30 protein-coding genes are annotated in these 21,966 nt (G+C 63.7%); 19 read left to right on the forward strand and 11 right to left on the reverse strand.

Going from position 1 to position 21,966, the window contains the following annotated elements; genetic code table 11:
- Positions 1-73: 73 nt before the first annotated feature.
- Complete coding sequence (dusA, locus tag LJF27_RS11960; protein WP_016562059.1) at positions 74-1,054, reverse strand: tRNA dihydrouridine(20/20a) synthase DusA; 981 nt, start codon at positions 1,052-1,054, stop codon at positions 74-76.
- Between the two features lie 143 nt (positions 1,055-1,197).
- On the opposite strand from dusA, the gene LJF27_RS11965 reads away from it, so the two are divergent.
- Positions 1,198-2,352 carry a site-specific integrase gene (locus tag LJF27_RS11965; RefSeq protein WP_023116979.1) on the forward strand — a complete coding sequence of 385 codons (1,155 nt, stop codon included), beginning with the start codon at positions 1,198-1,200 and terminating at the stop codon, positions 2,350-2,352.
- On the opposite strand, the gene LJF27_RS11970 is transcribed toward LJF27_RS11965, so the two are convergent.
- Positions 2,326-2,601 (reverse strand): pyocin activator PrtN family protein, encoded by a 276-nt coding sequence (locus LJF27_RS11970; protein WP_003130859.1) that lies wholly within the window; start codon positions 2,599-2,601, stop codon positions 2,326-2,328. The two genes, LJF27_RS11965 and LJF27_RS11970, sit on opposite strands and share 27 nt — an antisense overlap.
- Positions 2,602-2,712: 111 nt before the next feature.
- The gene (locus tag LJF27_RS11975) at positions 2,713-3,180 is read right to left on the reverse strand and encodes a phosphoadenosine phosphosulfate reductase family protein (RefSeq protein WP_023116977.1); all 468 of its coding nucleotides are present in this window, start codon (positions 3,178-3,180) and stop codon (positions 2,713-2,715) included.
- On the opposite strand from LJF27_RS11975, the gene LJF27_RS11980 reads away from it, so the two are divergent.
- Complete coding sequence (locus LJF27_RS11980) at positions 3,171-3,911, forward strand: hypothetical protein (protein WP_153549384.1); 741 nt, start codon at positions 3,171-3,173, stop codon at positions 3,909-3,911. The genes LJF27_RS11975 and LJF27_RS11980 overlap by 10 nt on opposite strands.
- A 311-nt stretch (positions 3,912-4,222) precedes the next feature.
- On the opposite strand, the gene LJF27_RS11985 is transcribed toward LJF27_RS11980, so the two are convergent.
- The 8 genes from LJF27_RS11985 to LJF27_RS12020 all read right to left on the reverse strand — a co-directional run bounded on the left by LJF27_RS11985 (position 4,223) and on the right by LJF27_RS12020 (position 7,947).
- Positions 4,223-4,702 carry a hypothetical protein gene (locus tag LJF27_RS11985; RefSeq protein WP_023116975.1) on the reverse strand — a complete coding sequence of 160 codons (480 nt, stop codon included), beginning with the start codon at positions 4,700-4,702 and terminating at the stop codon, positions 4,223-4,225.
- Between the two features lie 9 nt (positions 4,703-4,711).
- Positions 4,712-4,951 carry a hypothetical protein gene (locus LJF27_RS11990; RefSeq protein ID WP_023116974.1) on the reverse strand — a complete coding sequence of 80 codons (240 nt, stop codon included), beginning with the start codon at positions 4,949-4,951 and terminating at the stop codon, positions 4,712-4,714.
- Entirely contained in the window at positions 4,948-5,574 is a 627-nt protein-coding gene (locus LJF27_RS11995) for a hypothetical protein (RefSeq protein ID WP_023116973.1), read from the reverse strand. Before LJF27_RS11995 ends, LJF27_RS11990 begins: the two co-directional genes overlap by 4 nt.
- A 50-nt stretch (positions 5,575-5,624) precedes the next feature.
- A complete protein-coding gene (locus LJF27_RS12000) occupies positions 5,625-5,942 on the reverse strand; it encodes a pyocin activator PrtN family protein (protein WP_019726489.1) in 318 nt (105 codons plus the stop codon).
- Positions 5,939-6,169, reverse strand: coding sequence for a hypothetical protein (locus tag LJF27_RS12005; RefSeq protein WP_019726488.1), 231 nt, complete (start codon positions 6,167-6,169; stop codon positions 5,939-5,941). Before LJF27_RS12005 ends, LJF27_RS12000 begins: the two co-directional genes overlap by 4 nt.
- Before the next feature lie 150 nt (positions 6,170-6,319).
- Positions 6,320-6,613, reverse strand: coding sequence for a phage antirepressor KilAC domain-containing protein (locus LJF27_RS12010; RefSeq protein WP_023107148.1), 294 nt, complete (start codon positions 6,611-6,613; stop codon positions 6,320-6,322).
- 9 nt (positions 6,614-6,622) lie between these two features.
- Positions 6,623-6,934 carry a hypothetical protein gene (locus tag LJF27_RS12015; RefSeq protein ID WP_023116972.1) on the reverse strand — a complete coding sequence of 104 codons (312 nt, stop codon included), beginning with the start codon at positions 6,932-6,934 and terminating at the stop codon, positions 6,623-6,625.
- Between the two features lie 272 nt (positions 6,935-7,206).
- Positions 7,207-7,947, reverse strand: coding sequence for an XRE family transcriptional regulator (locus LJF27_RS12020; RefSeq protein WP_071536510.1), 741 nt, complete (start codon positions 7,945-7,947; stop codon positions 7,207-7,209).
- Between the two features lie 81 nt (positions 7,948-8,028).
- On the opposite strand from LJF27_RS12020, the gene LJF27_RS30525 reads away from it, so the two are divergent.
- The 17 genes from LJF27_RS30525 to LJF27_RS12100 all read left to right on the forward strand — a co-directional run bounded on the left by LJF27_RS30525 (position 8,029) and on the right by LJF27_RS12100 (position 21,955).
- Positions 8,029-8,265, forward strand: coding sequence for a transcriptional regulator (locus LJF27_RS30525; protein ID WP_071537471.1), 237 nt, complete (start codon positions 8,029-8,031; stop codon positions 8,263-8,265).
- A 305-nt stretch (positions 8,266-8,570) separates the two neighbouring features.
- On the forward strand, positions 8,571-9,125 hold the full coding sequence (locus tag LJF27_RS12025; RefSeq protein ID WP_019726483.1) for a phage regulatory CII family protein: 555 nt from the start codon (positions 8,571-8,573) through the stop codon (positions 9,123-9,125).
- 37 nt (positions 9,126-9,162) lie between these two features.
- Positions 9,163-9,327, forward strand: a complete 165-nt coding sequence (locus LJF27_RS12030) for a TraR/DksA C4-type zinc finger protein (protein ID WP_405045491.1) — start codon at positions 9,163-9,165, stop codon at positions 9,325-9,327.
- On the forward strand, positions 9,291-11,537 hold the full coding sequence (locus LJF27_RS12035; RefSeq protein WP_049877514.1) for a VapE domain-containing protein: 2,247 nt from the start codon (positions 9,291-9,293) through the stop codon (positions 11,535-11,537). The genes LJF27_RS12030 and LJF27_RS12035 overlap by 37 nt, the downstream gene beginning before the upstream one ends.
- Entirely contained in the window at positions 11,534-11,905 is a 372-nt protein-coding gene (locus LJF27_RS12040) for a hypothetical protein (RefSeq protein ID WP_019396873.1), read from the forward strand. Before LJF27_RS12035 ends, LJF27_RS12040 begins: the two co-directional genes overlap by 4 nt.
- 574 nt (positions 11,906-12,479) lie before the next feature.
- Positions 12,480-12,830, forward strand: a complete 351-nt coding sequence (locus tag LJF27_RS12045; protein ID WP_019726481.1) for a phage holin family protein — start codon at positions 12,480-12,482, stop codon at positions 12,828-12,830.
- On the forward strand, positions 12,827-13,564 hold the full coding sequence (locus tag LJF27_RS12050) for a hypothetical protein (protein ID WP_023116968.1): 738 nt from the start codon (positions 12,827-12,829) through the stop codon (positions 13,562-13,564). Before LJF27_RS12045 ends, LJF27_RS12050 begins: the two co-directional genes overlap by 4 nt.
- 254 nt (positions 13,565-13,818) lie before the next feature.
- Entirely contained in the window at positions 13,819-14,394 is a 576-nt protein-coding gene (locus LJF27_RS12055) for a hypothetical protein (RefSeq protein ID WP_023116967.1), read from the forward strand.
- A 2-nt stretch (positions 14,395-14,396) separates the two neighbouring features.
- Positions 14,397-16,406: a phage terminase large subunit family protein gene (locus LJF27_RS12060; RefSeq protein ID WP_023116966.1), complete on the forward strand. Its 2,010-nt coding sequence runs from the start codon at positions 14,397-14,399 to the stop codon at positions 16,404-16,406.
- Between the two features lie 11 nt (positions 16,407-16,417).
- Complete coding sequence (locus tag LJF27_RS12065; RefSeq protein ID WP_019396964.1) at positions 16,418-16,642, forward strand: hypothetical protein; 225 nt, start codon at positions 16,418-16,420, stop codon at positions 16,640-16,642.
- Positions 16,642-18,108: a phage portal protein gene (locus LJF27_RS12070; RefSeq protein ID WP_023116965.1), complete on the forward strand. Its 1,467-nt coding sequence runs from the start codon at positions 16,642-16,644 to the stop codon at positions 18,106-18,108. The genes LJF27_RS12065 and LJF27_RS12070 overlap by 1 nt, the downstream gene beginning before the upstream one ends.
- Positions 18,092-19,264 (forward strand): head maturation protease, ClpP-related, encoded by a 1,173-nt coding sequence (locus LJF27_RS12075; protein WP_023116964.1) that lies wholly within the window; start codon positions 18,092-18,094, stop codon positions 19,262-19,264. Before LJF27_RS12070 ends, LJF27_RS12075 begins: the two co-directional genes overlap by 17 nt.
- Positions 19,261-19,896, forward strand: a complete 636-nt coding sequence (locus LJF27_RS12080; protein ID WP_023116963.1) for a head decoration protein — start codon at positions 19,261-19,263, stop codon at positions 19,894-19,896. Before LJF27_RS12075 ends, LJF27_RS12080 begins: the two co-directional genes overlap by 4 nt.
- A gap of 67 nt (positions 19,897-19,963) precedes the next feature.
- Entirely contained in the window at positions 19,964-20,962 is a 999-nt protein-coding gene (locus tag LJF27_RS12085) for a major capsid protein (protein ID WP_004353033.1), read from the forward strand.
- Between the two features lie 32 nt (positions 20,963-20,994).
- Positions 20,995-21,276 (forward strand): hypothetical protein, encoded by a 282-nt coding sequence (locus tag LJF27_RS12090; protein WP_023116962.1) that lies wholly within the window; start codon positions 20,995-20,997, stop codon positions 21,274-21,276.
- Positions 21,273-21,710 (forward strand): hypothetical protein, encoded by a 438-nt coding sequence (locus LJF27_RS12095; RefSeq protein ID WP_015648938.1) that lies wholly within the window; start codon positions 21,273-21,275, stop codon positions 21,708-21,710. Before LJF27_RS12090 ends, LJF27_RS12095 begins: the two co-directional genes overlap by 4 nt.
- 50 nt (positions 21,711-21,760) lie before the next feature.
- Positions 21,761-21,955 (forward strand): hypothetical protein, encoded by a 195-nt coding sequence (locus tag LJF27_RS12100; RefSeq protein WP_023116961.1) that lies wholly within the window; start codon positions 21,761-21,763, stop codon positions 21,953-21,955.
- Positions 21,956-21,966 lie beyond the last annotated feature (11 nt).

The raw sequence follows: 21,966 nt of genomic DNA on the forward strand, positions 1-21,966 counted from the left end.
GTCTTGTCAGGTGGGTTCTTGGGAAGAAGAATTCCCCGACCTTACCCGAGCCGCAGGCGCGGCTCAATGGGAGCTATCGCCCCGCCAGAAGTTCCAGCGCCTGGTCGAAAACCCGCAGCGGATCGGCGGCCTTGTGCACGTCCACCGAGAGCAGTTGGCGGAATCGCCGGGAGCCGGGGAAGCCCTGGGCCAGGCCGAGGATATGGCGGGTCACGTGATGCATCGCGCCGCCTTCGGCCTGGTGTCGCTCGATGTACGGACGCAGACGGAGCAAGGCCTCGCTGCGACTGAGCGGCGGCGCTTCGCTGCCGAACAACTGGCTGTCCACCGCGGCCAGCAGGTAGGGGTTGTGGTAGGCCTCGCGACCGAGCATCACGCCGTCGAAGGTCTGCAGGTGCTCGCGGCAGGCCTCGAGGGTCTTGATGCCGCCGTTGAGGACGATCTCCAGGTCCGGGAAGTCCTTCTTCAATTGCGCCGCGACCTCGTAGCGCAGCGGCGGCACCTCGCGGTTTTCCTTGGGCGAGAGCCCTTCGAGGATGGCGATCCGTGCATGCACCGTGAAGCTCCGGCAGCCGGCCTCGCGCACCTGGCCGACGAAATCGCAGAGCTCGGCATAGCTGTCGCGCCCGTTGATACCGATGCGGTGCTTCACCGTCACCGCTATCTCCACCGCATCCAGCATTGCCTTCACGCAGTCCGCCACCAGCGCCGGATGCCCCATCAGGCAGGCGCCGATCATGTTGTGCTGGACCCGGTCGCTGGGGCAGCCGACGTTGAGGTTGACCTCGTCGTAGCCGGCCTCTTCCGCCAGCCGCGCGCAGGCCGCCAGTTCCGCCGGCACGCTGCCGCCCAGTTGCAGCGCCAGTGGATGCTCGCATTCGTCGTAGCGGAGGAAGCGCTGGCGATCGCCGTGCAGCAACGCGCCAGTGGTGACCATCTCGGTGTAGAGCAAGGTGTGACGGGACAACTGGCGCAGGAAGAAGCGGCAGTGGCGATCGGTCCAGTCCATCATCGGCGCAACGGAGAAGCGGCGGGACAGTGTAGGGCGCGTCATTGCTGGCGTTGAGGCTTGATTCATCAGGTCTTTTGTGTGCGCTTTATCGGTGCGTTTTTCGGGGTTTTCGGGCATATTTGGCGGGTTGGTGGTAAAAATTACCACTCGCCTAACGCCTTTTACCACCGGGACCGGGAGTTACGATGGCCACTATTCGCGCTCGGCGCAACGCCGATGGAACGGTGATGTACACCGCGCAGATTCGTATCAAGCGCGGAGGCGCGCAAGTCTATCAGGAGAGCGCAAGTTTCAGCCGGAAAAAGGCCGCTGAAGCATGGGCGCTCCGTCGGGAGGCTGAATTGGCCGAGCCCGGTGGCTTGGAGCGGGCGACGAAAAAGGGGGTACTGCTTCGGAACATCATCGCCCAGTACCTGGCCGACCGGGATAAGACTCGCCCGCTGGGTAAGACCAAGATCGCCACGCTGACCGCCATCGCCGCTTCCCACCTGGGCGATACCATCGACCGGGATATCACCAGTCAGGTGCTCGTTGACTATGCGCTGTGGCGCATGGGGCCGGACGGGGGAGGGGTGAAGGCGCAGACAGTTGCCAATGACCTGGCACATCTTGGGTCGGTGTTAGGAGTGGCGGAGGCAGCCTGGGGGTATCAAGTCGACCCGGACGTTATGGCGAAAGCCCGCAGAGTTCTCAAGAACCTGGGTTACAAGTTGCGCAGCAGGGAGCGTGATCGGCGCCCGACACTTGAAGAGTTGGATCGGTTGTTCCAGGCGTTCGAGCGCTCATGGCGATCGCGGCCGACCTCGATGTGCATGGCGAAGGTCGCTGCCTTCGCATTGTTCTCCAGCCGAAGGCAGGAGGAGATCATCCGTATCCGGTGGGCGGATCTGGACGAGGCCCGGGGCGCCGTCCTGGTCCGGGACATGAAGAACCCAGGCGACAAGTGGGGTAACGACGTGTGGTGTCAGCTACCCGAGGAGGCAATGGCGGTCATCAAGAGTATGCCGCGGGCCTTCGACGAGATCTTTCCATACACCACCGATGCGATTCAGGGGGCATGGAGTCGCGCGATCACTGCCGCAGGTATAGAGGATCTGACGTTTCACGATCTGCGCCACGAAGCGATCAGTCGGCTGTTTGAGCTGGAGTGGGACATTCCCAAGGTGGCTTCGGTCAGCGGGCACCGAGATTGGAACTCTCTTCGGCGATATACCCATCTGCGTGGGTCTGGTGATAAATATGCTGGCTGGGAATGGCTCCCGAAGGTCCTGGCGATGCCGGTGTCCTTCGGGGAATGGGTTTCCAAGAAGAAGTCAGGCCGCCGGTCGGGCTCGGTTTAGCCGTTCATGGTCTTTCAGGGCGACCTCGCGCTGTTTGTCCAGATACGCCGCCAGGTCCGCCAAGTGAATGCCTCTGGCAGCCTTCTGGCTGGACTCGATCCGCGTGATAGGGATCTGGATCTGTCCGGCCAGGACCTTCCGCTGGAACTGCTCGACAGTCAGGTGACTGAAGTAGTCGGCGCATACTCTATTCAGCGGGATGATGGCGAGGCCGTTGTACTGGGCCATGAGAAGGAACAGGGTATTCATCAGTAGCACCCCGCTTGCCATGCCGCTAGCGTGTGGAGGATCGGGAATACCTCCACGGCGAGCACCGCGGTCAGGCCAAGGGCGGCGATGATGCCAAGGGCGGTCAGTGCTCTACGCATCGCTTAGCTCTCCCTGACTCGCCGCTGCCCGGTCCTTGAGCGATTCGATGACGGTTTGCGGCATGTCCACCTCTGCCTGCTGGACGAGATCCTGGAGCACTTCCAGCGCGGCCTCGATGAGGCTCTCAGCCACGCCTTGGTCGCGCCACTTGGTTTCGATGTAGCGGCGCTTGCCGGCGATCTGCCGAGAGAAGTCAGCACGCCGGCGTTCGATGATCACGCCAGTGACCTGCTCCAGATAGTCGATGTATTCCAGCGTCAGCTCGTGCTCGTTGCCGGTGTCGGCGAAGACCCCTCGGATGTTTGGGGCCTCCACTGCGATGGCTAGCAGTAGCGTAGCTGTGCTGTCCTTACCGCCGGAAACACTGATGATGTTGTGTTGTTCGCCGAGTACCAGGTCAGCGCCAATCCGCGAGCATGGTATGGCTTGCGATGGAGTGGAGGCAGAGAATGCTGTCATGCCGTCTCCCCCTGGACCATTTGCCTTGGTGTCTGCATGCTTCGTTTATCGCTGATGGCAAGGGGATGGCCATGTTTCAAGAGGAAGTCACAATCAAGTTGCGTCCTAGTCATCTTTTGGGCTGCGTACTGGTCTCTCCCTTTATGGTGCTGCTGGGGTGCTGGATATGGTCTTGGGGATGGAGTAGCGCCAATGCTCCGGCCTGGGTTCAGGCGGTTGGCAGTGTTGTCGCTATTTTTGTGAGTTGGATTTTCTTTGTGCTTGATAAGCGAATTCAGCGTCGGAAACAAACCGAAGATAACAAGCTGATGCTTAAGCAGACGGTTGGAGTTGCGAAGCATGCTGGAAAGCTGGGGAAAATGGTTATATCTTCCGTGAAGGAGAAAAGAGGGGGCCAACAGCAAGCGCTCTTTGGAACTTCTGAGTACCTCAGCACCATGAGGTCGGTTAATTTTAACCAGTTGCCAACAGTGGATAGTGCACTGGCTTGGCTGGAGCTGCAGCATGCTCTTTCGGACCTGTGTCAGATAGTGCAAGTTGATGAGCCAGAAAGTGTGGAGTTTCATCGCCTGGCTCCTTTGGCGGTGGTAATTGATCGCGCTATAGCGAGATTGGTAATTGATGCTGCGGCATTTATTCCGGAGTTGGGCGATGAGGCCTCCATGCTTAAAGCATTGGGAACAAGTAGAAAAAAAATTGACGGGCCACCTCTGCCAAAGTCGCTGGATTAGTAAGTCGAGATTTTCCTGGGCAGTGGCTAAAGTTTCTGACTCCGGTATGTGCCTGTGCTTGTGTAAGCGGGCCGACACTAGAAAATAGTCGTTTTTCATGCCGAGCCAGATCGCAGTCAGTTGGTGTTCTTCGACAGCCAGAAAAACGACGAAATAGCTGTGTTGCGCTGTGCTGTAATGGTGTGCGCAGTGGCTGCTGAAGCGACATAGCTCGGCGGAGGCGAAGAGATCGATGTTCGGAGACTCGCGAGGGCCGAGAGGGAGCTGGGCCTGGTAGATGGCCTGGGCGAGATCGTGGCGACGGAAAGCGGTCATGCCCGTCCCCCTTCGGTTTTCTCCAGGCGCTGGAGGAGGTCGGTGTTCGCGATGCGCAGCGCGGCAATCTCTTGGTTCTGCTCGCGGATCTGCGCGCACAGCGTGCGGATCAGTGCGTTATCGGTGGGCTTCGGTGGGCGCTTTCCCCCCTCGACAAGCTGCGCGGGCGAGCGAGTCATTAAGCGAAGCGTGGCTATGTGCTTCGCGCCCCGGCGCAGCCTTTCGTGGGGTATGCGTGCCTTCGGCGTGTACTGAAGGTTGGGTTGGAATATGCCTGCTGCTGCGCAGCAGTGGCTTTCTATAGCGCCACCCTCGGGCATCGGTTGGCGGCCTTGGGCGATGGCGATCAGTTGGATGCGACGTGCCAGGCCGCCGCCGCGCTTTTGCGCGGCCGGGGCTTGGGTGCTGTGGGTGGCGTGTGCCAGGGCGGCGCCCTGGTCTTGTGCCGCTACGCGGCTAGCCGGGATAGTAGTCATCGCGCTGCCTCACATGCACATCGGTGCAGTGTCGCCGGAGTAGTCGAGGTCGACTGACTCCCAGCCGCTCGGACGAAGGTGGTCATCGATCTCGCGGATCTGGTCGCTGATATCGGCAATCGTGATTTCCCCGCGTCGAGCATCGTCCTCGTCCCACTGTGGCTGGGCGCGGCGCAGGCGGGTCAGGCTGTCGACGTGGTGGCTGCGGTGCTTCAGCAGGTCGTAGGTGGAGAGGCTGGAGTAGTTCATGCCGCCTCCTGCGCTTCAACTTCTGCGCTCTGGCTGGCCAGTTCCGTGATGGCGAGCCGCTGGAGGATCGCGGCGAGCTGCTGTTGGGCTTCGGCGTCTGCGTTGCGCTTGGTGGTGCCGGTCTTTTGGAACTGTCGAGCGTGGCCGCTGAGGAGGCGACTGGCGGTGCGGATGGCGTCCAGTTCTTCGGCGACCAAGTTCTGCTCGCGGAGGAGCTTCGCGGTCTCAGCCTGCCGATGATTGGTCGCGATGCGTGTCTCCAGCTCCGTCTCCAGGCGCTTCAGTTCCGCTTGTTGCTCTTCGTGGCGCTGCTGCCAATCCGCAAGTTTCTCGGTGGCCTCGGCTTCGACGTTTTGACGAAGTTCCTTCTCGTCGCTGATCTCTTCCTGCTGCTCATCGATGACCTGTTGCAGGCGCTGGGCATTGGTGCGCAGCTTGGCAAGGTCGGCATGCAGCGCCGTCAGTTCCTGGCTGTGCGAGGCGCGGCAGAGGTAAAGCGCCTCGTCGACCGCCTGCTGTTGGGCGTTCTTCCTGTCCTTGCGCCCAGCAAGATAGGCGGTGGCGATCAGGACCAGCAGCGCGGCGAGAGTGGTGGCCGCGAGAATGATGTGTTGGGTATGCATGGTGGTTTTCTCCATTGGTGGTGGGTGGCCGGTGGTGGCGGCCGGTGTGGTTACTCGTTACTGCCGAGTCGGGCATATGCCTCGTCGGCCTGCCAGGCTCGTGAGTCGATCCAGGCCGCAAGGTGGCGCACATCGACAAATGGCTGGGCGCGCTGACTCGGGTCGACGGTGGTGATGGGGAGGCGGATTCGGCGTTCCTTGATCGAACGGCTGAACGTCTCTTCGTTGAGGTTGTGGAAGTACCGAATGCGCAGGTGCTCCAGCGGGATCAGCACGTCGCCGAAGGTGCGGTAGAGGAGTTCCACCGTCTCCGGGCGTGGGGCCGGAGTCAGGCGAAGCTCGGGTTGGTTGTCGTGAGGAGTGCTCATGCGGCGGCCTCGTTGAGCACGGCTACCGCGTCCTCGATGCCGCTGGCTGCTTCGTTGAGTTGGTCGACGATCTCTTCCATGCGCGCTCCGCGGTTGCTGGCTTGCAGGCTCTCGGGCATAGCGTCCAGGGCCTCCTCCTCCTCGCTAACCAAGGTTTCGATCTGCTCGCGGATCTCTTCGAGTTGAGCGGTGATTTGTTGCAGTTGGCGTCGGCGTGCGTTGTTCATTTGTTCCCCTTGGGGTGGTTCCAGGCGATCTCTACGTGGGTTCGTACAAGTTCCCGTAGGTGTTCCGGCACCCGCTCCAGGGCCGCCCTGCGTTCCTCAATGGTTCGAAGGGCGACGATCTGGCGGGCGTATTCGCGGGGCCGGGGCTCGTCAGCCAACCTCGCGGCGGTCCGGGACCGCCGGCGGGCAGACGCGGGGGATGCCGAGCTTGTCGGCCAGCCATGCCACTCCGGCCGGGCGCACTTTCGTCGAGTGGCTGTACTGCATGCCGAGTTCGGGGTGGTGCCAGGGCGTTTCCTTTGCGCGCAGGTAGAGGCGGTCGCGGACTGGAGCGGCTGGAAGAGTGTTGCTGTCGAGCAGGCCGGCCGCCTTCATGCGCTTGATCAGCTCGGGACGCGTCAGCCCGAGGCGCTGCGCGGCCTGGTGCAGGGACAAGTCTTTCATCGCGGCCCCCTACGCAGCCTGGTCGAAACGGCGGCGAGCCGGGGTCTCGTCCGCGGTGTCCAGGCGGCCATTCGCGATGGACTCGATGTAGTCGGCCACGGTGTTGGCGTTGGACTGGGAGTCGAGCGGGAGGCCCAGGCTGTTCAGCGTGGAGCCCATTCGAACGATGATGTGGACCTGTCCAGCGCCGCGCTCAATGTCGAGAGTGACGTGGACTGCCTGACGGGTTTCGGCGTCGTAGAGGGCGTGGTTGAAGCGGCCGTTGAGGCTGAGCTGAGCCTTGAGCCGCACAAAGGATGGTTGGCGGAGTGCGTAGGTCATGCCGCGTCACCTCCAAACGGGGAGGTGGTGGTTACCGAATAACGGCGGCCCGGGGTACGGCTGGCTACAAGCTGGGCTTTGCCGTTGAAGATGACGACAAGGCAGCCAGTTTCGGCCTGGAGGCGTTGGACCTGTTGCGGGGAGGAGGTACAGGCCGGGTGGACGTGTACCGTGGCGGAACGTTGCATGGTGTTACCTCGTCTCTGTGGTGGAGAGTCGAGGTAATTAAACGCAACGTTTAACGCTGGGTCAATACGTTTTGTTTATTTTGTTTATTGGTCGAAGGCAAGGCCTTTCTTTTTTCGGAGCGTCGACCACCAAAATACCCAGCCAAGGATTCGGATTTGTTGGGTCTCGATCTGCTCGGCTGAGTATTCTTCGTCTGGGTGCTCTGTTGTGTTGAAGCTCCGCAGGCGCATACCGCCCGCTGGCAGGCGATATAGGTATTTCACTCGTAGCATTCCGTCATGTTCAAGGGCGTAGATTTCGCCGTCCAGAATGCGGGTTGCGCTCTTGTCCACTCCGATGGTGGCGCCATTCATAATCAATGGCTCCATGCTGTTCCCGCTGACCGTGGCGCAGAAAGCCGCCGAAGGGGAGACTCCGGCATTTCGAAGCGTAGCGTAGGAGAATCGCAGCTTTCTCCCCTTAATCTCACGCACCGCTGTTCGGCCGGCTCCGGCGGATAGCTCAACTTCCTTGTACAGCGGCACTTCAACCTCGTCCGGTTCTAGGGGCGTTCTGTCATCCCAGGGATCGAGGGGAGAGAGCAGGGAGCTTTCACCGCCTGTGGCTAGGGAGTTCGATGGAGATTCGCTATCTGTTCCATCGCTCAGCCAGCGAGGATTGACGGCTAGTGCGTCAGCAATAGCGAAAACGCGGGCCTTTGGAATCCCGCGCTTGAACCAATTGTTGACGTGTTGGGGCTCAACGCCTAGCGCTGCTGCGAACTCGCTATAGGCGATTCCTCTCTCATCGAGGAGGCCGCGCAATCTGGTGCCGGATGTGCTCATAAACTCAGAGTTTACAGGGGTAGACATTGCGTTTAAATAAACGTAATGTGTATTACCGAATGCGAAGAAAACGGTGCGTTTATGGATCAATCGGCATTGGAAAAGGCGATTAACGCTGCTGGAGGTGGACGGGCGCTCGCGCAAGCAATGGGGCTTAGCCCGATGGCTGTTTCCCAATGGAAAAAGCGCGGGGTGCCTGCTGAGCGTGTGCCTGCCGTGGTGCGAGCATGCAAAGGTGCTGTTGCTGCACATGAATTACGGCCGGACCTGCCAGACCTATTTCCACTTCCAGATAAGCACTCTAGGAAAGCAGCTTAGTCCCTCGCCACCACCGAGGGAGGGGAGCCAGGCCGGCTGGAGCAGCACGCTAAGTACCACCACAGCCGGCCGAGCTTCCCAGACCCGAAGCACGGATGCCTCGGGGTTGCCAGCCTCTCCACCACAGAGCTGCTGGCTGTAACGGTCGGGTGATCAGGAATACCGATCACCCGGCCATCGTGGCAGATGGCGTTTCCACCACAGAGCGGCCATCTGCCTTGTGACCACCATGCAATGTGACCACGGCGCCTACTCTAACAAGGTTGGTGGCGTCGTGGCACTGGCAGTAAACAGGAATAATTGCCATGTCCCGACCCTCGTTCGCGGATCAGTTCGACCGCATGGGCCGCGAGGTGCTTCCCTTGGGCGAAGCGCTCAACCTCGTCGCCCGCAATCAACGCATGTGCCACGGTGGCATCACTGGCTTCGCTCACTCCACCGGCCGCAGCGTCTCCACCACTTCCCACAAGTTCGACCCCAGCCACACCAGCCACATCCTCAACATCTACGACGTGCTCGACTTCCTGCGGTACGTGTCGGCCGAGGGGCGGGCGGTCGTGCTCGACGCGCTGCATGCCGAGCTGGGCGACAGCCTGTGGTTCTTCGTTTCGCCGCTTCAGTTCGAGGATGTGCCGGCCAGCCTGATTGCCGGTGCCGGCGAGATCCTGCACACGTCGGCCAATGCGGCAACCACCATCGCGCGCCATATCGAGGATGGTCGCATCGATGCGGCCGAGCTGGCCGAAACCCAAAAACTGGCGATGAGCATCATCCGCGCGGCGGTTGGCCTCTACGAGCGGGCTCGCTACGTCCACCAGACCACCAAGGGCGCCGAACGCGGGGAGGTGGCCAATGGCTGATATCGCGGATCACGCCAATGACCTGGTGCTGGAGCGCATGGAGGCGGCGTTGGCTGCCCGAGCGCTGGTAGTGGCTGGCGAATCGGCTCATGAGCGCGAGTGCTGCGGCGAGCCAATCCCGCCGCGCCGTCGCGAAGCTGTGCCGGGGTGCCAAACCTGCATTGAATGCCAGTCCTTCAACGAGCGGAGGGGGCGCCGGTGAGTAACGAAGCCTTGGACGAAGTGCTGAATCAGCTTCGGGATCATGGTATCGAGCCCTTCACCAAGCGGAGCCCGGGCTGGGTGTTCGGCAAGCTGGTGCGCTGCAAGGTCGAGGGCGACCGGAGCGGGGAGGCTACTGGCTGGTACGTACTGCACGAATACACCACTGCCAGCGGCAAGACCCTCTATTTCGGGCGCTTCGGCAACTGGCGGCAGGATCTCAACGAGAAATTCAAGCTCAAGGGTGTTCGCCTGACTGCCGAGGAGCGCGAGCTTATGCACGCCCGCCAGGAAGAGGCCAAGCGCAAGGCCGCGGCAAAGGCCGCCTACGCCGCGCAGCGTGCTGCGCAGGGCGCCGCGCGGCTGTGGGAACGGCTATCGGAGAAGGGCAAGGCGCCGTATCTCGACCGCAAGCAAATCGTCGGTATCGGCGGTCGCTACGGTTACGGCGGGCGTTTCATGGTGCCCATGCGAACGCTCAAGGGGCTGGTGGGGCTGCAAATCATCTACCCTGAAAAGCAGCCCGATACCGGCCGGGACAAGGCGTATTGGCCCTACGGCATGCAGAAGGAAGGCGCGTTCTGCCTGATCGGTCCGCGCCCCGAACCCGGCGAGCCGGTGTTGATCGCTGAGGGCTACGCAACCGGCGTCAGCCTGCATATGGCGACGGGCTGCGCGGTGGCTATTGCCTTCGATGCCGGCAACCTGCTGCCGGTCGGCAAGGCGATGCAGACCGAGTACCCGTCGCGGCCGCTGATCTTCTGCGGCGATGACGACTGGAAGACCACCCGCCAGGACGGATCGCCTTGGAATCCGGGCGCTCAGGCTGCGGAGAACGCCGCCACGATCCTGGGCGGCCAGTTCGTACTCCCTCGCTTCGGCAGCGAGCGGGATGAGGGCTGGACTGACTTCAACGACCTGCACTGTGCCGAGGGGCTGGAGGTTGTCCGCGCCCAGGTCATGGCGGTGGTCCGGCCGCCGGCGGAAGGGGGCTGGCGTGACTGCTTGCTGCGGATCAAGGGCGGCGGGTTGGCGGCGCACATGGTGAACATCAGTCTCATCTTGCAGAACGATGAACGGTGGCAAGGCGTGCTCGGCTATGACGAGTTCAGCGCCAAGACCATGAAGCTGCGGACGCCACCCTATGGCGGTGGTACGGGGGAGTGGACAGATCTGGACGACATGCTGGCGTGCGAGTGGCTGGCACAGCAGTACGGTCTGTTGACGAAGGTGCCGCCGGTGCTCGAAGCGGTGTCTGTGGTGGCCAGCAAGAACAGTTTTCACCCGGTGCGGGCGTACCTTGAGGGCCTGGAGTGGGACGGTACGCCGCGGATCGAGCATTGGCTGAACAGGGCCCTGGGCGTGGAGGAGACCCCGTACTCGATGAAGGCCGGCAAGCGCTGGCTGATCGGCGCTGTTGCGCGTGTTATGCGCCCAGGCTGCAAGATGGATACGGTGCTGATCCTCGAAGGGTTGCAGGGTGAGGGCAAGTCGACTGCCATGTCGGTGCTGGGCGGCGAGTGGTTCATGGATACCCCGTTCGTGCTTGGTGACACAGAAACATTTCAGATGTTACGCGGCAAATGGATCAGCGAACTGGGCGAGTTGGATGCCTTCAACAAGGCCGACAGCACCAAGGCGAAGCAGTTCTTCTCGGCATCGGTTGATACCTTCCGCGAGAAATATGGCCGCAGATCCCGCGATGTGCCGCGACAGTGTGTTTTCGTAGGTACTACAAACCAGGAGGAGTACCTGAAAGACACCACCGGTAACCGTCGATACTGGCCGGTCCTCTGCACGAAGGTGGATCTGGACCTGCTGCGCGAGATCCGGGACCAGCTATGGGCAGAAGCGCTGTTCTGCTACCGCGCCGGAGATCAGTGGTGGGTCTCGCGTGAAGAGCGCGCGCTGTTCGAGGAGGAGCAGGACAAGCGCTACACCGTCGACGCCTGGGAGCACAAGTTGATCGGTTGGCTGGAGGGGTACGTCGGCGAGACCGTCACCAGTGCTGACCTGCTGGGGGACGCGCTCAACCTCGACTTCGGGCATTGGGGCAAACCGGAGCAGATGCGAGTTGGCCATATCATGCACCGGCTGGGCTGGCGGCGCAGACGCCTGCCCGCATCCGGTAAGTCACCGGTGCGGCCGTGGGGCTATGAGCGGCCGCCGTCGTGGAAGGGGCGGCCAACGCAGAAGGAGGCCGCATTTTGATCAAGCCAATTGACGAGATGCTACGGACCTGGGCCGCCGAGCTGCACCCACCGAACGGCGTAGGTTCAGCCGGCAACGCTAGCGGCGGGAGCAATGTGATTGCTATGCTGATGGCGACCAGGGGAAACCTGACTCGCTCCACAGCGGGGGCTCGCTGTCCTCTGGATCGCACGGCGGACATTGAGCTGATCGTGAACAAGCACCTTCCGCCGCCCATCGAGCGGGTGGTGCGGTTGCATTACACGGACTACGACATGTCGGACCCGATGAAATGGGAAGCGTGCGGGTGCGGTAGAACCCAGTATTACCAGCGCCTGCACCTGGCCCATGCGGCCATTGCTGAAATCCTGCTGCGGCGGGCGGCCTGACTTGGCCGTGCACTGTCCCACCGTCCTACTCTGTCCCGCTTCGTTTTTCGAGGCGGGACAGCGCAAAGCCCCGTCGCCGCTGGGGCTGTCCCACTGTCCCACCTTTCACACACCCGCCCGCACATAGGCGCGTATCGCGCGCGCACGCGCGTAGCGTGCGCTCTTATTATTCTTCTCTTATATGCGTAGAAAGTAGTAGGACAAGTGGGACAGTAGGACAACGCCATATAAAACAATGGGTTATCTGTCCCACCTGCTGACCCACCTACTGACCAGTAGGACAGCGCCGGAGGCGCTTGATAACCGTAGATGGATATACGCCGGACGAGTCCGGGACGAGTTTGGGGCGACTCCGGGATAAGTTCGGGGTGGCAATAAAACTGGGTTGCTGCCACCGAACTGAAGGGGTAAAAAGTAGGCACTCTCGTAGAGGTGCGCCAGTGAGGCACACGCTCCACATCATCCGAACCCGGCCATCGCGCCGGGTTTTTTATTGGCTCGATTTCGGCGCCTCTGGCCTCCCTGGCGGGGCGTCGGGTCCAGGGACGGGCCGCCTACTCAGACCGAGGTGAACATGGCGACAGAGAACGACGTTCAGCAGACGCTGAGCGATATCCCGACCTGGCTGTTCGTGCTGGTGTCGATGGCAGGCCTGTCTGGGGAGTTGTGGCGCGCCGAGGCGGCAGGGCTGACGGTCAGCGATCTGCTGAAACGTGTCCTGCTGCGCTCGGGGGCGTCGGTGGTGTTCGGCCTGGCCTCGGTGTTGCTCGCCACGGCGAGCGGTGCGGGGCTGCCGGTTGCCGCCGCGCTCGGTAGCGTGGTCGCGTGCCTCGGCGCCGACGTGGCATCTGGTTTTTACACACGTTGGCTTGAGCGGAAAGCGGGCGGTTCTGAGGTGCCGCCTCGTCGGGCTGACTCGGAGTGAGAGGGGCTATCACTGCGCGGGACTTGGACGACGCCGTTCGGTCCTTGCAGCAGCTCGGTGGCGACTTGCCTGCTGCTGTGTTGGCCGACGCCTTGAACCACACGGCGAACCAGGCGAATCAGGCGCTGGTCGGGGAGATCGACCAGGTCTTCGACCGGCCGACACCGTTCACCCGCAACGCCATCCGCATCCTGCATGCCACTTCGCGCCGCCTTGAGGCGGCCTTGTGGGTGAAGGACGAAAAGGACCATGCCTCGAAGGGGCAGGCGCCGGAGGACTGGGTGGCTCCCCAAGTCTTCGGGGGGCCGAGGGTGGACAAGGCGTCGGAGCGGAACCTCCGAGCCCGGGGCATTCTGCCTGCGGGCATGTTCGTCGTTCCAGCGGAGGGCGCCCGGCTGGACCAGTACGGCAACATGAGCCGCGGCCAGATGATCCAGATCCTCTCCGGCCTGGGCGCCCTGGAATACCGAGCGGGGTTCAAAGGAAACGCCACTCAGTCGGCGCGCTCCCTGGCGAAGGGACACCAACTGGCGTACTTCGTGATGCGCCGTGGCCGCCGGCCGATTGGCATCGCCGAACGCCGTGGACGGACGTTGACCATGGTCCTCGCCTTCGTCCGCCAGCCTCAGTACCGCGTGCGCTTCCAGTTTCACGAAGTCGTTCGGCGTATTGCCGAGGACGACGCGCGCATCGAGGCGAACATCGAGCGGACCCTGGCGAAAGCGTTGCGCTGAACCGTTGGCAGGTGGCTTGGCCGGGCGGAGCGGGGTTAGTTCAACCCGAGCCGGCGGTGGCCGCCTGCAGACGGGGTGTCGCGAAAAGCGGGGCAGTGACGTGCTACTCAAAAAGCACCGGGGGCCCCTGAAGCGCCGCCCCCGACAAGGGTGATTCGAACCTCGTTCTCGCGCTAGTGGCTGGGCCGGGAAGTTAGTTAACAGGGTTAACCGGGTTAACCCCCTCGGTTCACCGTGGTTAACAGGTATCTCACATGGAACTACTAACCCAGTCGGAGTTCGCGGCGCGTCGTGGTTGGTCCCGCGCCTACGTCTCCAAGCTCAAGTCGCAGGGCCGTCTGGTCCTGGGCGAGGGTGGAAAGATCGATGTAGAGGCCACCGAGCAACTGCTGGCTGAGTCCAGCGACCCGAGCAAGGCCGGGGTGGCCGAGCGGCACCAGCGCGACCGCGCCGACAAAGGCGTGCACGCACACGTTACCCCTACCGCTCCGGCCTCCCTCCCTGCACCGTCTGGCGGTGGCAGCCTGAATTTCCAGAAGGCTCGCGCCCACCGCGAGCACTACCTGGCACTGCTGGCCGAAGACGAGTTCCGTAAGGGCCGAGGCGAGCTGGTGGAGCGCGAAGTGGTGGACTGCGCCGCGTTCGACGTGGCGCGCAGTCTGCGCGACCTGCTGATGGGGCTGCCCACGAAGGTCGCGGGCGAGCTGGTGGCTATCACTGACCCTTGGGAGATGGAGCAGCGCCTGACGTCGCTGATCCGCGTTGCTCTGGAGGAGGCTGCCAGTCAGATCCAACCACCCGAAGACAGCAAGGCTGAGGAGGCTGCATAACCATGCAACACCACTATGCCGACGGTGCCGCCGTGTACCGGGCGGCATATGTCAGGGGCCTGACCCCCGACCCCGAACTGTGGGTCGATCAATGGGCCGACGAGTACCAGCGCATCCCGCGCGAGGCCGGTGCAGCAGAGCCCGGCAAGTACCACACCGAGCGCACGCCCTACGCTCGGGAGCCGATGCAATGCCTATCCCCAGCGCATCCAGCCAAGCGCGTCGTCACCATGGTGGCGTCGCAGCTGATGAAAACCCAGATTGGGTTGAATTGGATCGGCGCCTGCATCCACCAGGCGCCGGCCAACATCCTGGCGCTGTTGCCCAGCCTGGCCTTGGCCAAGCGGGTTTCCTCGCGGATCGGCAAGAACATCGATGCTGTTCCCGAACTGAGGGAGCGGGTCGCAAAGGCCCGTTCCCGAGATGCCCGCAACACCATCGACACCAAGGAGTTCGAGGGTGGGACGCTGTACTGCACCACGGCCGGCTCCGCCTCCAACCTCGCCGAGCTGGCGGCGCGCTACATCTACGGCGACGAGATCGATCGTTGGGAAATCGACATTAACGGCGAGGGTGACCCCGTCGAACTGGCCGAAGCACGCGGCTCAACCTTCGGGCGCCGGGCCAAGTTCTATTACTCCAGCTCGCCCACGATCAAGGGCGTGTCGAAGATTGCGGACCTGTTCGAGCAGAGCGACCAGCGCCACTACTACGTGCCCTGTCCGCACTGCCGGCATATGCAGGTGCTGGAGTGGGAGAACCTGAAGTACAGCGATGACTTCTCCCGCGTCGACTACCTCTGCGCCAATGAGGAATGCCACGCGCAGATTGAGGAGTCGAGCAAGAGCTGGATGCTGGCCAATGGCGAGTGGCGCTCCCACGCCACAGGGGATGGGGAGACGGTTGGTTTCTATCTCAATGCGCTCTATGCACCCCTCGGCTGGGTCAGTTGGGCCGGCCTGGCCAAGCAGTACGTCAAGGCTAGGCGTGCCGAGGAGCGCGGGGACCTGGAGCCCATGCAGGTGTTCTACAACACCCGCCTGGCACGGGTTTGGGATTCCTCCCAGGAAATGACCAACGCCAGCGAACTGAGGGCGCGGGCCGAAGACTACCCCCTCGGCCAGGTACCTAACGGCGCTGTCATCCTCACCGCCGCGGTGGATACCCAGGGTGACCGGCTTGAGCTGCTGGTGATCGGCTGGGGCGAGGGCATGGAGCGCTGGGTGGTGGATCACCAGGTGCTGATGGGCAACCCCTCCGACCTGCGGACCTGGGACCTGCTGGACGAGCAACTGAAACGCCGTTACCGGCACGCCTCGGGCGTCGAGCTGGCAATCGTGGCCACCGCTATCGACTCTGGTGGCCACCATTCGGACGAGGTCTACCAGTTCGCCCGCCTGCGGCGCTGGCGTAACGTCCTGGCTATCAGGGGGCACAGCAAGCCCGGACGGCCGGTGATCGCACAGCGGCCGTCGAAGGTCGACGTTACCTGGCAAGGCAAGACGGAAAAGGGCGGCGTCGAGCTGTGGATGATCGGCACCGACACCGCGAAGGACTGGATCTATAACCGCTATCCCCTGAGTGAGGGGCCCGGCGCGCTGCACTTTTCCAAGGACCTGGCGGATGACTTCTACGACCAGATCGTGGCCGAGCGGAAAATCACCCGATTCGTGAAGGGGCACAAGCGCACCGAGTACGTGAAAGCGAAGTCGGCCCGCAACGAAGGACTCGACCTGCTCACCTACAACCTGGCCATGGCCCATTACTTGGGCATGAACCGCTACAGCGTCAACGACTGGGCCCGGCTCCGGCAGGCGGTGTCCCAGACCAGCCTGTTCGCCGACCCAGTCGCCACGGTGCCCAGCGCGGCCGACGAAGCGGACGAGCATGAGCCGCAGGGCGAGGCGCCAAGCGCCCCAGCGCGGCCGGCACCTCCCACGCGGAGCGCGAACCCACCATCCCAACCAACTGGCCGGCGTACCTCGCGCAGCGGGTATCTGAGCCGCCGATAGACGAGGTCAGCATGAGCACAGCGCAGCAGCGCCTGGACGAGGTCCGGGTGGCGATTCAGGACATCCTGAAAAAAGGGCAGTCGGTGCGCAAGGGAGACCGCCAGGTCGACCGCGCGCAACTGGCGAGTCTGCGCGTTCTGGAGCAGCAGTACGCCGAAGCCGCAGCCCTGGAGGCGGCTACGAACAACCGGCGCCCGCGCCAGGTTCGCCTCTACAGCGGAGGCAAGGGGATCTGATGGCTACCCGATACCGAATCACGTCGAAGCGCATTCGCAACAGCTACGAGGGCGCTGGCACCGGACGCCGCGCCGCTGGCTGGGACGCGCCTGAGGCGGCGCTGAATGCGGTAGCCATTCCGGCATTGCCGACCCTGCGCAAGCGCTCGCGAGCGGCGGTGAGGAATGACCCCTACGCCGCGAGCGCGATCAGCAAGCGCGTCAGCAACCTGATCGGCACCGGCATTACGCCGCGCGCACGTCTGGACGACGCGGCGTTGCGCGAGGCGTTGAACCTGCTGTGGGAGGACTGGGTAGACGAGTCGGACGCGGATGACCGTACCGATTTCTACGGCCTGCAGATGATCATCGCGCGGATGGTCGAGGAAGCGGGCGAGTGCTTCGTGAGGCGCCGCAACCGACGGCCGGAGGACGGCCTGGCGGTACCTCTGCAATTGCAGGTGCTCCCGCCTGACTTCGTCCCGGTGGATCGCAATTTCAAGACCCGCAGTGGCAACGTGGTGCGCGCGGGAATCGAGTTCGACGCCATCGGCCGCCGGGTTGCCTACTGGATGTGGCAGAGCCATCCCGGCGATCCGGCGGCGCCCCGGCGCGGCTACAACCAGCTCAACCGCATCCCGGCGGACCAGGTGCTGCACATCTTCGAACCGCTGGAGGGTGGCCAGCTGCGCGGTGTGCCGCGCTTGTCGCCGGTTCTCCTGCGGCTGAAGTCGCTGGACAACTACGACGACGCGGTGCTGTTCAGGCAGGAAGTTTCCAACCTGTTCGCCGGGTTCATCACCAGGCCTCGACAGGACGGGGCGCCGATCTTCGATCCGTCGACCGGGCTGGCACCTGCGCAGGATCGCGACGGGACACCGATGGTCGGCCTGGAGCCGGGGACCATGCAGGAACTGCTGGAAGGGGAGGAGGTGGTTTTCTCCGACCCGCCGGACGCCGGTAACACCTACGTCGACTTCATGCGACAGCAACTGATGGCAGCGGCGGTCGGTGTCGACCTGCCGTATGAGCTGCTCACCGGCGACATGGGCGATATCAGCGACCGCACCTTGCGGGTGCTGCTCAACGAGTTTCGGCGCCGGATCGAACAGGTTCAATTCAGCGTGTACGTCTACCAGCTCTGCCGCCCGGTGCGCGCGTGGTGGCTGGATACCGCGTACCTCAGCGGAGCAGTCGACCTGCCGGACTATCCGGCGCGGCGACGTGAGTTCCTGCGCACGCGTTGGATCCCGCAGGGCTGGGCCTACATCCATCCGGTGCAGGACGTCCAGGGCAAGCTGCTGGAGATCGGCGGAGGCCTCGCCAGCCGGAGCGAGCATGCGCTACGCACCGGATACGACGCCGAGGTGATCGACCGGGAGAACGCCCAGGACAACGCCCGGGCCGAGAGCCTGAACCTGCACTACACCACCGACACCGGGCAACCGGTGAGAGACCAAGGGGACACCCATGAAGAAACGCAATGAACAGCCCCTGGCGCTGGCCGCCCTGTGGGCGCTGCTGGGCGTTGGCACGCTCGCCGATCCGCGCATCCAGAACAAGGCGCAGGGCGCGCCGGATCTGCAGGCCGAGCACTGGTACAGCGTCAAGGCGTTGAGCGCTGAGGGTACCGGCTCGGCCGCCTCCATCGAGATCTACATCTACGGCGAAATCGGCTTTTGGGGCATCACCTCCGCGGATTTCATCCGCGACCTGAAAGCAGTCGACGACGGCACCTCTCCGGTACTGGTCCACTTCGACACCATCGGCGGTGACCTCTTCGACGGCATCGCCATCCACAACGCGCTCCGGGCCCTGGGCGAGCGCTGCACCGCCCGGATCGACGGGGCCTGCTTCAGCGCGGGCAGTGTCGCGGCCTGCGGTGCACACCGGGTCGAAATGGCCGACAACGCGCTGTTCATGATCCACAACCCCTGGACCCTCGCGGCAGGCGACAGCGAAGACCTGCGCAAGGTCGCCGACATGATGGACCAGGCGTTCGAGGGCATCGTGGCGAGCTACCAGCATCGGCCGCTGAATGTCGATGACGCCGAGCTGCGCCGGATGATCGACGACGAAACCTGGCTCACCGCACCCGAGGCGAAGGACAAGGGGTTCGTGGACGAGGTGCTCGGCGCGGCCGAGCCGGTCGGCATGAATGCACGCCTGGGCAAGGTGCTGAATCGCTATCGCAACACGCCCGACGCGGCGCGCCGGCTGCTGGCCAGCCGGGAGCCGGTGGGCGACCCCGCACTGACGTCGGCCGAACTGGCTGCGGAGCTGACGGCGGACTGCGCCCAGGCCGGTCTGGCCGACTGCGCGGCGTACCTGATCAAGGCCTCGGGCCTGAAAGATCGCGAGACGGTGCGCGCGGCCTTGGACAGGGCGAAGGCCGTCCGGTCGGTGTGCCTCGTCGCGAAAATGCCCAATGAGGCCAAGGCGCTCATCGAGGAGGGCCTGGATGCCGACGGCGCCCGTCTGCGGCTGTACGACAAGATCGTAGCGCGCAGCACCCAGGTGGAGATCGACAACCGCGTGCCGACGGACGATCAGCCGCAGAACACGGCTTACCAACCCCCGGCGCCGAGCGACGTGTACGCGAAGCGCCGGCTCAATGCCTCGAAAGGAGGAAAGCAAGCATGACCATCAAGACCGAAGGCGTTCACGCCGGAGAGTTCCTCCTGTCGGAGGCCAACGGCTCGCGCAGCCGCGAAAACATCGTCATCACCGCCGGCTCCGGCCGGCTGGTGGCGGGTACCTTGATCGCCCCCATCACCGCCGCCAATGCGCTGACCGCGACCGCGGCGGCAGGGAACACCGGCGACGGCACTGTCGGTGCCTCCGTGGTGACCAGCGCCGCCATCAGCGGAACCTACGTGCTGGAAATCACCGAGGCCGGAGCCAATGGCGGCAAGTTCGAGGTGGTCGACCCGCAGGGACTCCAGGTGGGCACTGGTCAAGTCGGCCAGGCGTTCACCGGCGGCGGAGTCGGCTTCACCCTTTCCGACGGGGCCACCGACTTCGTGGTGGGTGATCGCTTCAACCTGCAGGTGCTGGCAGGGCTCGGCGAGTGGACGCCCTACGACGACGACGGTGCCGATGACGGCCGTCGCGCGGCTGGCGGCATTCTGTTCGGTCCAGTGGACGCCACGGATGCCGACGTAAAGGCGGTGGCCGTGGTCCGTGATGCCGAAGTGATCGCCAGCCTGCTGACCGGCCTGGATACCGCCGGTGAGGCCGACCTCAAGGCGCTGGGCCTCATCCTTCGCACCTGACCTCCTCCGTCCCTCAACCACCTCAAGCCCCCGCCTGCGCGGGGTTTTTCATTTCTGGAGTATCCACATGGCTGAAATCAGCATTTTCGAAGATGAGGCGTTCTCGGTGGAGGCGCTGCTGGCGGTGATCAACACCGATCACCCGGTGCCGGGGCAACTCGCCGCGCTGGGCCTGTTCGAGGAGCAGGGCGTGTCCTCGCTGGTGGTACAGATCGAAAAGGACGGCACCACGCTGCAACTGGTGGAGGCGAAAGCCCGCGGCGGCGTTGGCCAGGTCGTGACCGGTGACAAGCGTCAACTGGTCCCCTTCAACACCGTTCACCTGCCGCAGACGTTCCAGATCCTCGCCGATGAAATCCAGGGCATCCGTGCGGTGGGTAGCCGGACCGAGCTGCAGTCCGCCGAGGCGGTCGTGGCCAAGCGCCTGGAAAAAGCGCGCCGCCAGTTGGACCTGACCCACGAGTATCAGCGCATCGGCGCCATCAAGGGCAAGATTCTCGATGCCGACGGTTCGACGGTACTGCTGGATATCTACCAGGCCTTCGGACTGAGGAAGCCCAAGCCGCGATCGCTCGAGCTGGGTAACCCCGAGGGTGACCTGAGCGGCATTCTGGCCGACCTGCTGGACGAGCAGGACGACGCGCTGGGCAACGTCACCAGCACCGGATCGCGAGCGTTCTGTGGCAAGAACTTCTGGGCCAAGCTCATCGATCACCCCAAAGTGCGCGGCACTTACCTGAACACCCTGCAGGCGGCGCAACTGCGGGGTGACCGTCGCCAGTCGTTCGAGTTCGGCGGCGTGGTCTGGGAGCGCTATCGCGGCAAGCATGACGGGGAGCCGTTCGTGGACGATGGCAGTGCCCAACTGGTCCCGGAGGGGGTTCCGGACCTGTTCATCAGCGCCTTTGCGCCGGCGGACTACATGGAGGTCGTCAACACCGAAGGCCTGCCGTACTACGCCAAGCTTGAGCGTCTGCCCTTCGACAAAGGCGTGGCTGGGGAAGCGCAATCGAACCCGCTGCACCTGTGCACCCGCCCGTTGGCGGTGCGCGAACTGACCCTCTGACCGTGGCGGGTTTCTCTGAACTGGTCGCCGACATGGACGAGATCATCGCCGACGTCCTCGGCGATGGTGAGTTTGGCTACCTGGACCGCTCTGGCCGGCAGGTCGGCAATGCTGCGGTGATCGTTGAGGAAGGTGTGGAACGCATGGAGGCCGGCGCGCTGGATCGGTACCGCACCATTGCGTGCCGCAAGGCGTTCTTGCAGCCCCTTGATCGCAAGGGGGCGTTCCTCGATTCCGATGGCCAGGTCTGGCGCATCGACGGCATCCATGCCGACGACGGCGACTGGATCACTTTCTACGTGGTGCCCGAATGAGCGACGTGATCGATGTACAGACCGCGGTCATCGGCCAACTGCTGGACCTGCTGGCCGCGGTACCGGCGTTCGGCGACGCCGTCCGTGAGGACTGGGTGGCCGGGGTGCTCGACGCCGAGGACAGCGACGAGCCCGAACGGCTGATCATCCTGCAGGAAGGGGACACCGTGGAACGAGACCGGTCGCCGGGCAGTGTCGTGGAGGAGTGGACCGTGAACATCGTCCCGATGGCGCGCGGCAGGGACGCCGCCCAGGCGTTGCGCGAGGCGCGCCTGGCGATCAAGCGGGTGCTCAAGGGCCACAAGGCCGGGCTGACAGTGCCCGGCCTGGTGCGTGTCGATTTTCCGGCATCCGCTGTGCGCCTGCCCGAGCCCGGCCGGCGCTGGGCCTATCGAGCCATCCCTCTGCAGGTCAGCTACTCGCAGCAGTTGTAACCCATCCACCAGGCCGCCTCCGGGCGACCTCTTCATTTCCGGAGGGCTCCATGCCCGAGATCATCGTTACCAGGCCGTTCAACTACCGCGAGGGGCTCGACGCGACCCACTACCCGGCGTCGAAGGGCGCCATCAGCGTTACCGCCGCCGTAGCTGCCCATGCCCTGGGCAAGGGCTACGCCACCGAGGCCAAGGCGCCGATTCCGGCAGCCTCCGCCGAACCGGCCGGCCGCGACCAGAAGTAACCCACCCGAAC

This window comes from Pseudomonas sp. 203-8 (genome assembly GCF_020708595.1).
GTDB lineage: Bacteria > Pseudomonadota > Gammaproteobacteria > Pseudomonadales > Pseudomonadaceae > Pseudomonas > Pseudomonas aeruginosa.

Coding starts and splice junctions, on each gene's coding strand:
- dusA (WP_016562059.1), bottom strand. CDS start 1,054: ATGACGCGCCCTACACTGTCCCGCCGCTTCTCCGTTGCGCCGATGATG.
- LJF27_RS11965 (WP_023116979.1), top strand. CDS start 1,198: ATGGCCACTATTCGCGCTCGGCGCAACGCCGATGGAACGGTGATGTAC.
- LJF27_RS11970 (WP_003130859.1), bottom strand. CDS start 2,601: ATGAATACCCTGTTCCTTCTCATGGCCCAGTACAACGGCCTCGCCATC.
- LJF27_RS11980 (WP_153549384.1), top strand. CDS start 3,171: ATGCTGTCATGCCGTCTCCCCCTGGACCATTTGCCTTGGTGTCTGCAT.
- LJF27_RS11975 (WP_023116977.1), bottom strand. CDS start 3,180: ATGACAGCATTCTCTGCCTCCACTCCATCGCAAGCCATACCATGCTCG.
- LJF27_RS11985 (WP_023116975.1), bottom strand. CDS start 4,702: ATGACTACTATCCCGGCTAGCCGCGTAGCGGCACAAGACCAGGGCGCC.
- LJF27_RS11990 (WP_023116974.1), bottom strand. CDS start 4,951: ATGAACTACTCCAGCCTCTCCACCTACGACCTGCTGAAGCACCGCAGC.
- LJF27_RS11995 (WP_023116973.1), bottom strand. CDS start 5,574: ATGCATACCCAACACATCATTCTCGCGGCCACCACTCTCGCCGCGCTG.
- LJF27_RS12000 (WP_019726489.1), bottom strand. CDS start 5,942: ATGAGCACTCCTCACGACAACCAACCCGAGCTTCGCCTGACTCCGGCC.
- LJF27_RS12005 (WP_019726488.1), bottom strand. CDS start 6,169: ATGAACAACGCACGCCGACGCCAACTGCAACAAATCACCGCTCAACTC.
- LJF27_RS12010 (WP_023107148.1), bottom strand. CDS start 6,613: ATGAAAGACTTGTCCCTGCACCAGGCCGCGCAGCGCCTCGGGCTGACG.
- LJF27_RS12015 (WP_023116972.1), bottom strand. CDS start 6,934: ATGACCTACGCACTCCGCCAACCATCCTTTGTGCGGCTCAAGGCTCAG.
- LJF27_RS12020 (WP_071536510.1), bottom strand. CDS start 7,947: ATGAGCACATCCGGCACCAGATTGCGCGGCCTCCTCGATGAGAGAGGA.
- LJF27_RS30525 (WP_071537471.1), top strand. CDS start 8,029: ATGGATCAATCGGCATTGGAAAAGGCGATTAACGCTGCTGGAGGTGGA.
- LJF27_RS12025 (WP_019726483.1), top strand. CDS start 8,571: ATGTCCCGACCCTCGTTCGCGGATCAGTTCGACCGCATGGGCCGCGAG.
- LJF27_RS12030 (WP_405045491.1), top strand. CDS start 9,163: ATGGAGGCGGCGTTGGCTGCCCGAGCGCTGGTAGTGGCTGGCGAATCG.
- LJF27_RS12035 (WP_049877514.1), top strand. CDS start 9,291: ATGCCAGTCCTTCAACGAGCGGAGGGGGCGCCGGTGAGTAACGAAGCC.
- LJF27_RS12045 (WP_019726481.1), top strand. CDS start 12,480: ATGGCGACAGAGAACGACGTTCAGCAGACGCTGAGCGATATCCCGACC.
- LJF27_RS12055 (WP_023116967.1), top strand. CDS start 13,819: ATGGAACTACTAACCCAGTCGGAGTTCGCGGCGCGTCGTGGTTGGTCC.
- LJF27_RS12060 (WP_023116966.1), top strand. CDS start 14,397: ATGCAACACCACTATGCCGACGGTGCCGCCGTGTACCGGGCGGCATAT.
- LJF27_RS12065 (WP_019396964.1), top strand. CDS start 16,418: ATGAGCACAGCGCAGCAGCGCCTGGACGAGGTCCGGGTGGCGATTCAG.
- LJF27_RS12070 (WP_023116965.1), top strand. CDS start 16,642: ATGGCTACCCGATACCGAATCACGTCGAAGCGCATTCGCAACAGCTAC.
- LJF27_RS12075 (WP_023116964.1), top strand. CDS start 18,092: ATGAAGAAACGCAATGAACAGCCCCTGGCGCTGGCCGCCCTGTGGGCG.
- LJF27_RS12080 (WP_023116963.1), top strand. CDS start 19,261: ATGACCATCAAGACCGAAGGCGTTCACGCCGGAGAGTTCCTCCTGTCG.
- LJF27_RS12085 (WP_004353033.1), top strand. CDS start 19,964: ATGGCTGAAATCAGCATTTTCGAAGATGAGGCGTTCTCGGTGGAGGCG.
- LJF27_RS12090 (WP_023116962.1), top strand. CDS start 20,995: ATGGACGAGATCATCGCCGACGTCCTCGGCGATGGTGAGTTTGGCTAC.
- LJF27_RS12095 (WP_015648938.1), top strand. CDS start 21,273: ATGAGCGACGTGATCGATGTACAGACCGCGGTCATCGGCCAACTGCTG.
- LJF27_RS12100 (WP_023116961.1), top strand. CDS start 21,761: ATGCCCGAGATCATCGTTACCAGGCCGTTCAACTACCGCGAGGGGCTC.